Here is a 13,527-nt window from a genome sequence, read left to right as displayed (position 1 = left end):
GCCGCTGCTTTCGCCCGTCGAAAGTAACGCCCGGGATCAGAGACCGACGTCGCCGGCTTCCATGAACCCGGAGTCCACCAGGGCGGACTGGACGGTGTCCTTGGTGACCACCTGCGGATCGAGGATGTAGGTGGGGACCACCTTGACCTCGTTGTTGTAGGTCTCGGTGTCGTTGACCTCCACGTCCTCGCCGTCAACGAGGGCCATGATCATGCTCTCCACCTGGGTGCCGAGCTCGCGGGTGTCCTTCCAGACGGTCATGGACTGCTGGTCTGCCAGCATGGCCTTGACGTTTGCGACGTCGGCGTCCTGGCCGGTGATGAGCGGCCAGTCCGAGCCGGGCTCATATCCGGCGGAATTCAGCGAGGCCTCGATGCCCAGCGCCAGGCTGTCGTTCGGGGAGAGTACGACGTCGACTTTCTCGCCTCCGGTGTAGAAGGACTGAAGCCGGTTGTCCATTTCCGCCTGTGCATCGGCGGACTGCCAGCCGAGGATGCCGATGGACGTCCACTCGTCATTGCTCGCCGGGGACTTGCCGGAGGGAACCACCAGCTGGCCGCTTTCCACGTAGGGAAGCAGGACGTCCCATGCTCCGGAGAAGAAGAACGAGGCGTTGTTGTCGTCGGGGCTGCCGGCGAAGGGCTCGAGGTTGAACGGGCCCTTGCCCTCGGCCAGGCCGAGCTGCTCTTCGATGAACTCGCCCTGGAGCTGGCCCACCTTGTAGTTGTCGAACGTGGCGTAATAGTCCACGGCGTCGGTGCCGTTGATCAGGCGGTCATAGGCAATGACCTGTACGTCCTGGTCCTTCGCGTCCTCGAGCGCCGGGCCGAGGGTTTCGCCGTCGATGGCCGCGACCACAAGGATCTTGGCGCCGCCGGCGACCTGGTTCTGGATCTGGCTGATCTGCTGGTCGGTCTTGTCATCCGCGTACTGGAGGTCAACGGTGCAGTCCTGGGCTTCAAGTTTTTCCTTGAGCCCCTCGCCGTCATTGATCCAGCGTTCGAGGCTGCGCGTGGGCATGGAGATCCCGACGTTGCAGGAGCTGGCTTCCCCGTCACCGTCTGTATTGGAGCCCGCGGGCGCACAGGCCGACATGCCTGCCGCCAGGCCAACGGCCAGGAAGACGGCCGAGACATTTTTGATTCTGGTCATGCTGCAAAACCTTCGAAAAGGATCCTGCCGGTGCGGAGCCGTTCCGCCCGCTGTCGGCGGAACGGCCACGGGTCCGCTGCAGGCTGGATCGAGCGGATACAACGCTGTAGCGCCCTGTCGACGCATGGCATCAACAATTTGTAGGCGAAGACAACATATCCCGAAGTGGCATACATCACAATAGAAACTCGAAAAGTTACCGCATCGAATTCCGCGGGATCGGGACCCCGGCTGCGACCGAAACGTTCCCCGCAGGCAGCACCCCGGCCATCCCGTATTGACGCCCCGTGCCCCGCACCCATACCGTCCCCCATACACTCGCACCGCCGCACCGTCACTGGGTGCGGCCCACCGCGGGCGCCGCCGGCCGGTCGAAGGTGGCCGGCCGGCGTCGTCCGCGCCGCCGCACGCCGGGGCGCTCCCTTATTCCTGGGACGCGGAGTGCCGGTACCCGCTGGGCGTGAAGCCCAGGACTTCCCGGAACGCGTTGGCCAGATGTGCCTGGTCGGCGTAACCGAGATCGGCGGCAACATCGGCAATGGAGAGTTCGGTGTTGTCGCGCAGCCGTTCCGCAGCCTCCTGCAGCCGGTAGCGGCGGATCATTGCCAGGGGCGGCAGACCCACAAACCGGCGCGCCAGGCGCTGCAGGGTCCGGACGGAGACGCCGAGCTGGTCGGCGGCCTGGTCAACCCGGGTCAGCTCCCGGTCGGATTGGATCAGGTCCTCCAACCGGTTGGCCGCTTCGGCTTCGGCTGTAGGTAGCGGGACCCGGGCCGCCAGCCACTCGGCTACCGCCGCCGCAGCGCGCTCCCGGCAGCAGGCGCCGTCGGCGTCATTATTCGCGGTGCCGCAGCTCATGGCCGCGGTCACCGCGGCGTGCAGGTCCGGCGCATGGAACGGAATTTCCGCGTCGCGGAGGCTGCCCGGGTCATCAGTGAAGACCGGTACGGCGGCGGGACGCAGCAGCATTCCGACGGCCCAGCCCCGCCCCGCCAAGTCGCGGAAGGTGCGCCGCGTGGCGGGACCGGACAGGCTGACACCCTCCGGCTGCACCACCAGGTTCAACGCCGGGAACGGCAGGACCTCCTGCCGGGAGACCTTGCCGGGTGCCAGGTCCCATTCCGGAATCCAGACCCACCGCAAGCGGTCCCGGAGCGGGTCCGGCGGGAGCAGCCGGTGAAAGGTCGGCAGCCGGGCGGGATAAAGCAGCCCGCGCCACTGGTCCTCCATAGCCTGCTCATTTCTCCGGTTATTCGGCTGCTGCCGGCGGTCGTGAATCGTATTGTCGCGAATCTTCAAGCGCCGCCCTACTGCTGCTGCTTAGCTTTGCAGCATGACATTCATAGACAACACTGCTTCAGACGAAACCATCACCGGCCTCACCGGACAACACACCACCGGCGGGATTCCGCACGGTGTCACCAGCCTGACCCCGTTCCTGGCTGTACCGGATGCCCGAAACGCCATTGCGTTTTACCGCGACGTGTTCGGGGCCCGGGTAATGGACGTGACCGAGATGGACGGCGTGGTGGTGCACGTCGATCTGGACTTCGGCAGAGGCCGACTGCAGCTGGGCGAGCCCAATCCCGCTTTCGGGTTGGTGCTTCCGCCGGAAGGGGACAACGACTGCTACTCGCTCGGGCTCTACTGTGCCGATGCGGACCAGACCGTCTCCCGGGCGGTGGCGGCCGGCGCCGTTATCCGCGAACCACTGACGACCTTTGTCTCGGGAGACCGCTTCGCCAGTATCCGTGACCCGTTCGGGGTCCGCTGGTCGGTGATGTCCCGGGTGGAGGACCTTTCCGAAGAGGAGAGCGCCCGCCGGGTCGCGGAGTGGGCGGCGACGCAGTCCGGCGGAGACAGCAGCTGAGCCGCCGCCGTGAAGGCGGCGGCTCAAAGCGCCGGGCGGTCGAGCGGCTAGAGGCGGTCCAGCGGCTAGAGGCGGTTCAGCGGCTAGAGTCCTCAGTCTCAATGCTGATCATCCAGCTGGTTCCGAACCGGTCGGTCAGCATGCCGAACATGTCTCCCCACGGCGCCTTTTCCAGCGGCATGGTCATCTGGCCGCCGTCGAGCAGTTTGTCCCAGTACCCGCGCAGCTCCTCCCCGTTATCCCCGCTGAGGGAGATGGAGTAGCTGCTGCCCTGGTCCATATTCATGCTGTTCGGCGTGTCCGAAGCCATTAACACCAGGCCGTTGTCAGTGGTCAGGGAGGAGTGCATGATCTTGTTTGCCTCGGACGGATCCTCGGCCATGTTCATGTCACCGAAGGTGGAGCTTTCCAGCGTTCCTCCGAAAACGTCCTGGTAGAACGCCATCGCTTCGGCGGCGTTGTCCCGGAAGCTGAGGTAGGGGTTCATCAGGGTGGACATGGTTGTCTCCTTACGGGTGACGGATCGGATGCTCCCGAGTATGCGCCGACCTCCATCCCTGCGGAACCCGCCGGACCTAATTCCGCAGCGATATTCCGCAGCGAGGCTGCGCGGTCCGGCTGCCCCGTTTAGTTCCCCGCGGGCCGCCCGCGCACGGCAGACCACTCGCTGCTGAGCACGGCGTCGCCCACCGGCTCCCAGTCATTCGTTTCCACGAGGGAAGCCACGGTGTCCCGGTTCAGGTCCGGCGCGCCGCCGTCGACCTCCGCCGTCGGATAGCAGACCCAGAGGGATCCGCCGGGCTCAACGGCGGCGGCCGCCTTGGCCAGTTCATGTGCCAGATCGGCCGCGGATGCTACGAACAGCAGCACGACGTCGGCCGGGAAGCGCCCGTCATCCTCGGCGAGGAACGCGGAGTCCGGCAGCAGCCCGGCCACCTCGGGAAAGTTCTTCGCACCGTAGACGGTGACGCGGTCCGTTTCGGAAACTTCAAACGGCTGGGCTGATTCGGGTGACACTTGGGGGCTCCATTCCTGGGCACGAGACTCTGGTGGTACGGGCGGCATCGAACAAGTAACCAGTAAGCCGCCTTCCCTATTGTTTCAGTTACAGCCCCCGGATTGCCCCGGTTTCGGCGATTCGGAAGCACCGAAACTGTAACGACGCCACCTTCCGAAACGCCTGGCACTCGTCGTTCACGTGACCCAAAACACCTCGACTCCCCTACCGGGTGAACAGCCCCCGGCCGATAGGTACTGAGGGATAGTTTCAACAGTTGGGGAAAAATTAATGATCAGCAGCAAAGCAGCGCTGGCCGCAGCCGCAGCCGTCGTCGTTGCAGCTTCGGCGGTGGGATGCTCCTCTGCATCGACCGCGGATAAGTCGAACACAGCGGAAGTCGTCCGCGTCATTGACGGCGACACCCTCGTGGTCGACTTCGAGAACGAGGAACTCACCGTCCGTCTGCTCAACGTGGACACTCCGGAAACCAAGGATCCCGACAAGGCTGTCGAGTGCCTGGGTCCGGAAGCAACAACCTTCCTGGAGGAGGCCCTGCCTCCCGGCAGCACGGTGACTTTGGAGTTCGACGTCGAGCGTGAGGACCGCTACGGACGCACCCTCGCCGGGGTGTATGACGCCGATGACCGCCTTATGAACGCAGAGGTGGCCCGCCACGGTTTCGGTATTCCCGTGACCTACGAGCCGAACGCCAAGTTCCGCCCTCCCGTGGACGCAGCCTACGAAGAAGCGCGGGATAACCAGGCCGGGCTGTTCAGCCCGGAGGTTGAGTGCACTGTGCCTGCCCAGGTCAGCGCGCTTGAAGACGCCGCCGAGGAGGCCGTCTCCAATGGCACCTCGGGAGGGGTCGCTGCGGCCGTAACCGCTGCCTACGCTGTCGCGAAAACCGTAGACGAGGGCTTCGACGCCCTTGAAGCCGCGTCCAAGGCCGGCGAATCGCTGGTCTGGGCTGCGCTTTCCGAGACGGAGCGGGCTTCACTTATGGGCCGTGCTGCAGCGGCGAAAACCAAAATCCATTCGCAGCATGAAACGCTGGTTGCCCTGGATGAGGAGCGCCTAGCCGCGGAGGAAGCTCAGCGCCAGGCCGCTGCTGAAGAAGAACGAATCGCGGCGGAACAGGCTGAGGCAAACCGGATCGCCCAGGCCGAAGCGGACCGGCAGGCTGCGGCCCAGGCCGAAGCAAACCGGCGGGCTGCGGTACCGGCTCCTGCGCCGCAGTATGTGGCGCCCCCTGCGCAGACCAACCCGTACCCGGGCTACACCGGACCGCGTTGCTACGCGCCCGGCGGCAAATCCTGGAAGCCCTGCTAGAGGCGCACCGCATCAAAAAGTAAAGGGCCTCCCGGACGACGAATAGTCGTTCCGGGAGGCCCTTTACTTTCCAGTTCGGGTTCAGCGGTAGCCGCTCCTAGCCGCGGCCTCCCCCGTGCCCTCCGCCGCCCCAGCCAGCGTGGTGGCTCGGATGGCCGTGGTGTCCGTGGTGGCCGTGATGGCCGCCGTGCCTGTCACTGACGTAGAGACTTCCGGCCAGCCGGAGATCCTCCACCGAGCGGCCCACATAGATAGGGACCTCCCCGGTGGGGGTCACCCACGCACTCTCCGTCTCGTCCCAGTACTGCAGCGACCGCGGATCCAGTTCGATCTCCACTCGGTCCGACTGCCCCGGTGCGAGCGTCACGCTGCCGTACCCGGCGAGCTGCAGGTCCGGCGTCGGAACATCGGTGGGCAGGTTGCCCACGTACACCTGCAGTGTTTCTTCACCGGTGTAGTGTCCCGTGTTCCATACCCGCACCGAAACCGCTGCCTCCGGATCGGAGGCGTCCACCTTGTGCGTGGTCCGCAGTTTCCCGTAGTCGAACTTGGTGTAGGACAGGCCGTGGCCGAAGGGGAACAGTGGTGTCAGCCCCTGCTCGAGGTAGCCCTTGTAGCCCACAAACACACCCTCAACGTAGGGCGCCTCGGGGTCCACGATCTCAATGAGCGAGAACGGGTTAGGCGGTGCCACTTGGACGGCCTGCTCATCGCTGGCCGGGAAGGTGACCGGCAGCTTGCCGGACGGGTTCGCGTCGCCGAACAGCAGCGCTGCCGTCGACGTTCCCTGTGCCTGCCCGGGGTACCAGATTTCCATCACCGACGGGACCTCCTCGATCCACGGCATAGTCACCGGACCGCTCGTCGCCAGTACGACGACGGTATTCGGGTTCACTGCCGAGACCGCCGAAATGAGCCGGTCCTGGTCCTGCGGAAGCACCAGCGACCCGCGGTCAGCGGCCTCCCCGGTGTAGTCCCGCGCCACGATCACGGCCACTTCGGACTCGGCGGCAAGAGCCACCGCTTCGGCCATGGCCGGCGGCAGGACGTCCTCCGGCGGCGTCCAGCCGAAACGCATCATGGCTCCGGGCTGGTCATTGAGTCCGCCGTTGAACTGGTTCGGCGCGTCCGTGGTGTAGTCGATCCGCACGGCCACGTTCTGTCCGGCGGTCAGGTCCACGGTCGCTTCCTGGGTGCCGAAGGGCGCCGCCGGTCCGGTGATGACTTCCTGGTCATCCAGGAACAGCCGGGCGGTGCCCAGATGGGTCAGGGACAAGGTGTAGCTTCCCGTGGTCGGAGCCGCCAGGGTGCCGGTCCAACGGACGGAAATCGGCTGGGATGCCAGCTGCGCCCCGATCCCCGGTACCTGGGAGGTGTTGATGGTATCGGCCGAGATGCCGGTCCGCAGATTCACCTGCAGCTCATCCCGGGCCAGCGCCGGTTCGCCTTCGAAGGTATTGATCCCGGTCCAGTAGCTCGCGGACACGTCCGTCAGCACTCCGCTGGGAACCGGCGGCGGGCCGGGAATCGTGTCGCCCAGGGACACCGGATCCGTACCGGACGCCCACTCGACGGCTGATCCGGCAGCCCGCGCGGTGATCCCGTCCAGGATGGTGGTCAGCCGGGCGGGGTTGGGAATCGCACCGCTGCCGCCGCCGTCGATGTACCAATCGGCGTCGGAACCGATGACCGCCACGGAGCCGGCGTCGTCGTCCAGCGGCAGCGTCCTGTCCTCGTTCTTCAAAAGCACCGCCGCTTCCAGGGCGGCCTGTTCCGCCACCGCGGCGTGCTCGTCGAGCATTTCCGCGGGCACCGGCGGGTCGGCCGGCTGCGGGTTGATGAAGGAGCCGGCCGGCGGGTCATCCACGATGCCCTTGGCGAACATGGTGCGGGCCACCCGGCGGGCGGCGTCGGTCACCCGTTCCTCGGAGACCTGGCCGTTCTGCACCGCCGCCAGGAGCGCGGGCCCGGAGAATTCGAGGCCCGGCCCGGCGACGTCGAGCCCCGCCGCGTAATCCTCGAAACTGTGGGCGGCGTTGAAGTCCGAGGAGACGAATCCCGGGAAGCCAAGCTGGCCCTTGAGGATCTGGTTGAGCAGCGTGTCATTGCCGCAGGCGAACGGCCCGTTCACCCGGTTGAAAGAGCACATAATGGCGCCGGGATCACCCTCGCTCACCATGGTTTCCCACGGTCTGGTGTAGGTCTCCTGCAGGGTCCGCTCGTCCACCAGGACATTCACGTGCCCGCGGCGGGTCTCGAAATTGTTCAGGTTGTAGTGCTTGGGAAGCGCCGAGATGTCCGCGCTCTGCTCCCCTTGGACCTGCCCCGCGGCAATGTCGCCGCTCAGCATCGGGTCCTCGCCGAGGTCTTCCCACATCCGCCCGTTGAAGGGCGTCCGGACCAGGTCCATGGTGGGGCCGGCGATGGCGTTGTAGCCGGTCGCCCGGGCTTCTTCCCCGCCCACGGCACCGTAGGCCTGGGCGAGTTCCGGACTGAAGGAGGACGCAAGTCCCACTCCGGCCGGCAGCGCCGTGGTGTCCTGGGTTTCCAGGGCGAGTCCGCAGCAGCCGTCCTTGCTGCGGATGGGCGGCAGGCCCAGTTCCGGCAGTCCCGGCCCGCCGCTTTGGATCAGGTAGGTCACCTTTTGTTCCAAGGTCATCACGGCGACCACCAGGTCCGCCCGCTCATCCGGCGTCAGTTCCGGGTCCATCCACGGCATGCCCGGCGGCGCCTGGGACGGGAGCGCCACCCGGGCTTCGGGTGTTAAAGGTGCCGCAGCGGCACCGGCTGGATAAAGGCTTCCGGCAACCAGCATCGCCGCAAGCGACGCCAGCCCGAGTCGTACTGATTTCTTTCGTTGATGCATGGCGGTTCCCTCATACTGGGCCGCGTTCACCCCCAGGGGCGCAGCGGTGTCAGTTGCCGCATCCGGCAAAGATGCGAGAGTTCGCAGAACGGGTTGGCCCCTCCCCGACGGGCGGCCCGTGTAGCTGACGTGCCGTTCCGGGTGGCGGGACGGCGGTGCGAGTGCAGGAAGGACGCTATGGGGCGGGAGGGGAAGGGACAACCAAGGTTCGCGGTATCGATTGCGGGAGGCGCGAATTAGCCCGGCGACCCTAAGGTTGCGGGCCGCCCTTGATTCCCCGCCGTACCAGGCGAAGAATTCTTCCCAAGCGCGGCAGGAAAACCAAAGGACCGGACACCATCCCGGCGTCCGGCGGTGTGCCGCCCAAAGGTGGTGGGCCGAATGGTCCCCGAACTCTCCCCTGGCGCCGTCGCAGCCCTGCGGACGTCCCTGTCCGGTTCCGTTGTCCTGCCCCAGGACGAGACTTACGACGACGCCCGCCGCGTCTGGAACGGCATGATCGACGTCCTGCCGGCGATGGTGGTGCGCGTTGCTTCCGTCGAGGATATTGCCGCGGTCCTCGCCTTTGCGCAGCAGTGGGACCTGCCGCTGGCGGTCCGCGGCGGAGGGCACAATGTGGCCGGCAACGGCACGGTCGCCGACGGCGTCGTGCTGGATATGGGTGGCCTGCGGGACGTCAGCGTAGACGCGGACAGCGGCACCGTTACGGTGCAGGCGGGAGCCACCATGGGCGATGTCGACGCCGCCACCGAACCCTACGGCCTGGCCGTTCCCATGGGCGTCGTCTCCGGCACGGGGGTGGCCGGGCTGACCCTCGGCGGTGGTGTCGGCTGGCTGACCCGCGTGCATGGACTGAGCATCGACAACCTGGAGGCTGCCGACGTCGTCACCCCCGGCGGCGAAGAGGTCCACGCGTCCGCCGATGATCATTCGGAACTGTTCTGGGGGCTTCGCGGCGGCGGCGGGAACTTCGGTGTCGTGTCGTCTTTTACCTTCCAGGCGCATCCGCTGCCCCCGCAGGTCCTCACCGGGAACCTGGCGTACGGCAATATGCACTGGCGCTCTGCGCTGCGCGCCTATGACGCGTGGGCGGCCGGCCTGCCCGATGAAATGACCACCATCATCAGCTGCCTGGTACCGATCGAGGAATGGGACATGGGAGACCAGCCGCTGATGGTGATCGGACTCGCGTGGGCTGACCCGGATCAGGAGGCCGGCGCCGCGTTGATCCGGCAGCTTACCGCGGCAGCTCCCCCTGACATCGAAGCGGTGGAAGCGGTGCCCTGGTCCGACTGGCAGACGGCCATGGACTCAACCTTCCCGCCAGGCTCACGCGCCTACTGGAAAAACGCCTCCATCGACCGGCTGGATGACGCCGCCATCGACGCCCTGGTCCGCGCCGGCTGCGAGCAGACCTGGCACGGGACCGGCTTTGACATCCACCATCTGGGCGGCGCCTACGGCCGGGTCGCGGACGACGCCACCGCCTTTCCCACCAGGGATGCCCCCTATTGGCTGAACATTTACGGCTTCTGGCAGGACCCGGCGGACGACGCCGCCCGTACGGCTTTTGTCCGAGGGGTGGCGAAGGCAGTGGAGCCGTTCTCCTCCGGCGCGCAGTACGTGAACTTCATGGGCGCCGAGGATCCGGTGGCGCAGGGCACCGTCCCGTCCGTCTACGGCCCGGACAAGCTGGCCCGGCTCACCGCGCTGAAGACCGCCTACGACCCGCAGAACCTCTTCCGGCGGAACCACAACATCGTGCCGACCGGGTAACGACTTAGGGTGCGTTCCGGGAGACGTCGTTCTGCATGGACGGATGGCTGGAGCACTCCCCGTGCAGGGTTATTGCCCGGTGGCCCGTGCTGACGGCATAGTCGACCATCAGCCCGTCCTCCCCTCGTCCGAAGGCGTTCCACGCCGCGCCGTCCGGATACGAAGGATCTCCGAGGACACCGCTGACTACCGCGGCCTGCCGACATCAGCAACAAACCATAGAGGAGGCCTGCGCCCGGATGCCGCTGAGGCGCCTGCGGCACCGGACTCCTCGCCTCCGGGCTCTCCGGACGCCCCTCCTAGCGGTCTTTCCGCCCACCCTAACCGACCGAAATTACCGAAAACCCCTTGACCCGGCCCCGGCGCCGTCGTACGTTCGTAATCAACCGCAAGGTTGAACAACCAGTACCTTGATTACACGTCTACAGAAGCTGACCGACCGCATGGACTCCCACAGCGACGAACCCCTTCTGGACAAGGCCTTCCTGGCCCTGGCCGATCCGGCCCGCCGCCAGATCATCGCCCGGCTTTCCCGGGGCCCTGCCACGGTCAACGAACTGGCGGAACCCTTCGAGATCTCCAAACAGGCCATCTCGAAGCACATCCAGGTCCTCGAACAGGCGCAGCTGGTCACGCGCAGCCGTGACGCCCAGCGCCGGCCCGTTCACCTGAATCCCGCACGGTTGGAGGCACTCACCGCATGGATCGGCCAGTACCGGCTGGTCCGCGAGGAGCAGTTCCGCAGCCTTGACGCCGTGCTCAACGCACAGGCCGCAGCGAAAGGCGGCCCGTAGGCAAAGGATTCATCATGACCAACGCACTGCAGCTCACCGTCCCGGAGGGTGTCCCCTTCATCGATTTCAGCCGCGAGGTGGACTATCCCGTGGAGCAGGTCTTCCGGGCGTACGCCGAACCGGACCTGCTGGTCCAGTGGCTGGGGCCCCGGGGAATGAAGATGGACATCAACCACTACGATTTCCGCACGGGAGGCTCCTACAGCTATATCCATACCGGGCCGGAGGGCGTGCCCTACGAATTCCGCGGCATTTTCCACACCGTGCGGGAAAATGAATCCGCGATCCAGACCTTCGAGTTCTCCGGCTATCCCGACGTCACCAGCTTGGAGTTCATGACGCTCGAGGCGCTCGACGGCGGCCGTACCCGGATCACCGCCCACGCGGTCTACCCCTCGATGGAGGCACGGGACGGCATGGCGGCCTCCGGCATGGAGTCCGGCGTCTCCGAGGGCTTTGACCGGATGGATGAGCTCCTCGCCCAGCTCCAGCCGGAGGCCCTGCAGGGAAGGGGCGCGTGATGAGCAAAAATCCCCTGACCTTGAGTGCCCCCGCGGGGGAACCCTTCCTGGAGTATCAACGCGACTTCGATTTCCCGGTCAGCGCTGTGTTCCAGGGACACACGGATCCGGACCTGTATCTCCAATGGATCGGCCCGGAGGAGCTGACCACTCGGATGGACGTGTTCGAGCCCCGGTCCGGCGGTGCCTACCGAGTAGTCCAGTCCACAGGCGACGGCGAGGAATATGCCTTCCACGGCATGTTCCACACGGTGCGCGAGAACGAGTTTCTGCTGCAGACCTTCGAATTCGAGGGCTATCCGGACGTGGTGACGCTCGAATACAGCACCTTCACCGAACTGCCCGGCGGCAGGAGCCGGGTGAGCGGCCGTTCCCTGTACCCCTCGGTTGAATCCCGGGACGAGTTCCTGGGCAACGGCATCGAAGAGGGCATGTCTGACGGCTACAACCAGCTGGATGATCTGCTCGCCTCCGTCCGGATAGGAAGGTAGGTGCTGAGCATGGACTGGACCCTTGAGGTGATGATCGTCCCGGTCAGTGACCAGGACCGGGCGATCGCTTTCTACCGCGACCAGGTGGGTTTTCGCCTGGATCACCGCACGTCCACCGAGCAGATGGACTTCGCGCAGCTGACACCGCCCGGCTCCGGCTGCTCGATTGTGCTCGGGGATCCGAGCTCCCAGCAGGGCATGGTGCCCGGTTCCCTGCGCGGACTGCAGCTGGTGGTGCCGAATGCGCAGGCGGCCCGGCAGGAACTGCTGGACCGCGGCGTGGAGGTTGGCGACGTCACCGTCTTTGACGAGCGCGACGGCGGAACCTTCTTCAGCTTCGCGGATCCGGACGGCAACGCCTGGACCGTGCAGGAGATGAAGGTCCGGGCGGACAAGCCACTGATTCCGCATGAGGCGCGGATCAGCTATCCGGCGGAGCAGCAGGCCTAAGCCGGGTCTTTTAACCTATGTCGCCGGGGCCTCCATCATGGAAGCCCCGGCGACTAGTACGCGCCGCTGGCGCAGGGAAGGGAAGGTTTACTGCACGGCCCAGTACACGCCGTCGTTGCCCTGCATCGAGAAGGTCGGCTCGACCAAGACCTTTCCACCGGACACCGCGTCAGCCGGGACGTCCATGCAGACCTGGTATTGGGCAGTGCCGCCCTTTTCCAGAGTCGGTACGTCGTAGTCACGCAGCGCTACCACTACCCCGGTCGCCGAGTCGTACTGCTTGGCATCGGTTCCCACGAACTTGGTTTCCAGATCCAGCCAGGGATCTCCTTCCTCATTGCCCACGTACTCAACCGTCAGGTCAACCAGCACATATTGTCCCGCTGGATCATCGTTGAGCGGGTTGACGGCCAAGACCTCCTGGGTGGCGTTGGTGTCCACACCGGTCACGGTGACGTTGTACTCCCCGACCCGTGCTGTTTCTCCCAATGCCTCAGTCTGCCCGGCGTGGCTGGAATCGGCCGCCTCAGCGGTGTCGTCTGCAGCGGGCTGCTCGCTGCCCCCAACGGATTCCGTGACCTCATCGATGACGTGCCCGTAATAGGCCTGTGTTGCCACCACCCCGACCAGGGACAGGACCACGAGGATGAGGCCCGCAATCGACATCCCTTTGGACCGTGACTTGTTCCTGACGGCAATCACCACCGCGGGGATAGCGAATCCCAGTCCGATTAGGCCAAGGAGGAATACGAGGTTATTGACGATGGGAACCCAACACAGCAGCAGGGACACAAGCCCGATGACCAGCGCCGTGATGGCCAGGCCCCGTCCGGCATCCGGGTTGCCGACAGCTTTGCCGGGCTGTTCAGGTCCACCGGAGAGGGGAGCATCAGGAACAGGCCCTTCGTCCTGTTGCCGGTCGGGAGCGGATTGCTTGAACGTGGTGTTGTTGTCCATTTGAATCTCCCCGTGTCGTGAAAACAGTCCCATGAATGCGCCACGTCTGCAGGGGTCCCGCGCTTCGACTCCGGGAAGGACCCAGTGGCGTTGAACTTTCTTGTTTCAAACAGGGGTGGAGGTTGGGGTATCTTCACGGTTCAGCGACGCTGGACAGCTTCATGACGGATAACCGTCGAATACCGTTCATCAGCGCCGAATACACCCAACGTACCCATGTGTGTGCATTTCCGCTTGCACAGTTAAAGATTAATTCTTCAACAATTGAGGCTCCATGAGATCGATCACGCAGACCCGCCACGGAGCTATGAGATGGCTCAC

Annotated in this window: 13 protein-coding genes; 7 read left to right on the top strand and 6 right to left on the bottom strand. The window is 65.5% G+C overall.

Annotated elements, in window-relative coordinates:
* Nucleotides 1-36: 36 nt before the first annotated feature.
* Both chvE and NNX34_RS11985 read right to left on the bottom strand, forming a co-directional pair.
* Nucleotides 37-1,152 carry a multiple monosaccharide ABC transporter substrate-binding protein gene (gene chvE, locus NNX34_RS11990; RefSeq protein ID WP_255766760.1) on the bottom strand — a complete coding sequence of 372 codons (1,116 nt, stop codon included), beginning with the start codon at nt 1,150-1,152 and terminating at the stop codon, nt 37-39.
* 423 nt (nt 1,153-1,575) lie between these two features.
* On the bottom strand, nt 1,576-2,382 hold the full coding sequence (locus NNX34_RS11985; RefSeq protein WP_255766759.1) for a helix-turn-helix domain-containing protein: 807 nt from the start codon (nt 2,380-2,382) through the stop codon (nt 1,576-1,578).
* 103 nt (nt 2,383-2,485) lie between these two features.
* Between NNX34_RS11985 and NNX34_RS11980 the strand changes: the two genes are divergently transcribed.
* Nucleotides 2,486-3,022 carry a glyoxalase/bleomycin resistance/extradiol dioxygenase family protein gene (locus NNX34_RS11980; RefSeq protein WP_255766758.1) on the top strand — a complete coding sequence of 179 codons (537 nt, stop codon included), beginning with the start codon at nt 2,486-2,488 and terminating at the stop codon, nt 3,020-3,022.
* Nucleotides 3,023-3,098: 76 nt separating this feature from the next.
* On the opposite strand, the gene NNX34_RS11975 is transcribed toward NNX34_RS11980, so the two are convergent.
* Together NNX34_RS11975 and NNX34_RS11970 are read right to left on the bottom strand one after the other, a co-directional pair.
* Nucleotides 3,099-3,521, bottom strand: coding sequence for a VOC family protein (locus tag NNX34_RS11975; protein ID WP_255766757.1), 423 nt, complete (start codon nt 3,519-3,521; stop codon nt 3,099-3,101).
* 128 nt (nt 3,522-3,649) lie between these two features.
* Nucleotides 3,650-4,039: a hypothetical protein gene (locus NNX34_RS11970; protein WP_255766756.1), complete on the bottom strand. Its 390-nt coding sequence runs from the start codon at nt 4,037-4,039 to the stop codon at nt 3,650-3,652.
* Nucleotides 4,040-4,310: 271 nt separating this feature from the next.
* Here NNX34_RS11970 and NNX34_RS11965 point away from each other — a divergent pair, with 271 nt between their 5' ends.
* On the top strand, nt 4,311-5,351 hold the full coding sequence (locus tag NNX34_RS11965; RefSeq protein WP_255766755.1) for a thermonuclease family protein: 1,041 nt from the start codon (nt 4,311-4,313) through the stop codon (nt 5,349-5,351).
* Between the two features lie 97 nt (nt 5,352-5,448).
* Here NNX34_RS11965 and NNX34_RS11960 read toward each other — a convergent pair whose 3' ends face one another.
* Entirely contained in the window at nt 5,449-8,217 is a 2,769-nt protein-coding gene (locus tag NNX34_RS11960; protein ID WP_255766754.1) for a glycoside hydrolase family 3 protein, read from the bottom strand.
* A gap of 381 nt (nt 8,218-8,598) precedes the next feature.
* Here NNX34_RS11960 and NNX34_RS11955 point away from each other — a divergent pair, with 381 nt between their 5' ends.
* From NNX34_RS11955 to NNX34_RS11935, 5 genes are all read left to right on the top strand, one after another.
* Nucleotides 8,599-9,993 (top strand): FAD-binding oxidoreductase, encoded by a 1,395-nt coding sequence (locus tag NNX34_RS11955; protein ID WP_255766753.1) that lies wholly within the window; start codon nt 8,599-8,601, stop codon nt 9,991-9,993.
* A 443-nt stretch (nt 9,994-10,436) separates the two neighbouring features.
* Nucleotides 10,437-10,787, top strand: coding sequence for a helix-turn-helix transcriptional regulator (locus NNX34_RS11950; RefSeq protein WP_255767241.1), 351 nt, complete (start codon nt 10,437-10,439; stop codon nt 10,785-10,787).
* Nucleotides 10,788-10,801: 14 nt separating this feature from the next.
* Entirely contained in the window at nt 10,802-11,308 is a 507-nt protein-coding gene (locus tag NNX34_RS11945) for an SRPBCC family protein (protein WP_255766752.1), read from the top strand.
* The gene (locus NNX34_RS11940) at nt 11,308-11,799 is read left to right on the top strand and encodes an SRPBCC family protein (RefSeq protein ID WP_255766751.1); all 492 of its coding nucleotides are present in this window, start codon (nt 11,308-11,310) and stop codon (nt 11,797-11,799) included. Before NNX34_RS11945 ends, NNX34_RS11940 begins: the two co-directional genes overlap by 1 nt.
* Nucleotides 11,800-11,808: 9 nt before the next feature.
* A complete protein-coding gene (locus tag NNX34_RS11935; RefSeq protein ID WP_255766750.1) occupies nt 11,809-12,249 on the top strand; it encodes a VOC family protein in 441 nt (146 codons plus the stop codon).
* Nucleotides 12,250-12,336: 87 nt separating this feature from the next.
* Here the strand turns inward: NNX34_RS11935 and NNX34_RS11930 are convergent, their stop codons facing one another.
* Complete coding sequence (locus tag NNX34_RS11930) at nt 12,337-13,206, bottom strand: DUF4352 domain-containing protein (RefSeq protein ID WP_255766749.1); 870 nt, start codon at nt 13,204-13,206, stop codon at nt 12,337-12,339.
* Between the last annotated feature and the right edge of the window lie 321 nt (nt 13,207-13,527).

The organism is Arthrobacter sp. zg-Y1116 (assembly GCF_024385485.1).
Classification (GTDB): Bacteria; Actinomycetota; Actinomycetes; order Actinomycetales; family Micrococcaceae; genus Arthrobacter_B.
Note: the sequence above shows the minus strand (reverse complement) of the source record. Positions and strands in the feature narration are given on the sequence as shown.

Bases quoted from the DNA above. Each gene is read 5' to 3' on its own strand.
- NNX34_RS11930 (WP_255766749.1), bottom strand. From the start codon at position 13,206: ATGGACAACAACACCACGTTCAAGCAATCCGCTCCCGACCGGCAACAG.
- NNX34_RS11965 (WP_255766755.1), top strand. From the start codon at position 4,311: ATGATCAGCAGCAAAGCAGCGCTGGCCGCAGCCGCAGCCGTCGTCGTT.
- NNX34_RS11985 (WP_255766759.1), bottom strand. From the start codon at position 2,382: ATGGAGGACCAGTGGCGCGGGCTGCTTTATCCCGCCCGGCTGCCGACC.
- NNX34_RS11950 (WP_255767241.1), top strand. From the start codon at position 10,437: ATGGACTCCCACAGCGACGAACCCCTTCTGGACAAGGCCTTCCTGGCC.
- NNX34_RS11935 (WP_255766750.1), top strand. From the start codon at position 11,809: ATGGACTGGACCCTTGAGGTGATGATCGTCCCGGTCAGTGACCAGGAC.
- chvE (WP_255766760.1), bottom strand. From the start codon at position 1,152: ATGACCAGAATCAAAAATGTCTCGGCCGTCTTCCTGGCCGTTGGCCTG.
- NNX34_RS11980 (WP_255766758.1), top strand. From the start codon at position 2,486: ATGACATTCATAGACAACACTGCTTCAGACGAAACCATCACCGGCCTC.
- NNX34_RS11960 (WP_255766754.1), bottom strand. From the start codon at position 8,217: ATGCATCAACGAAAGAAATCAGTACGACTCGGGCTGGCGTCGCTTGCG.
- NNX34_RS11975 (WP_255766757.1), bottom strand. From the start codon at position 3,521: ATGTCCACCCTGATGAACCCCTACCTCAGCTTCCGGGACAACGCCGCC.
- NNX34_RS11955 (WP_255766753.1), top strand. From the start codon at position 8,599: ATGGTCCCCGAACTCTCCCCTGGCGCCGTCGCAGCCCTGCGGACGTCC.
- NNX34_RS11945 (WP_255766752.1), top strand. From the start codon at position 10,802: ATGACCAACGCACTGCAGCTCACCGTCCCGGAGGGTGTCCCCTTCATC.
- NNX34_RS11940 (WP_255766751.1), top strand. From the start codon at position 11,308: ATGAGCAAAAATCCCCTGACCTTGAGTGCCCCCGCGGGGGAACCCTTC.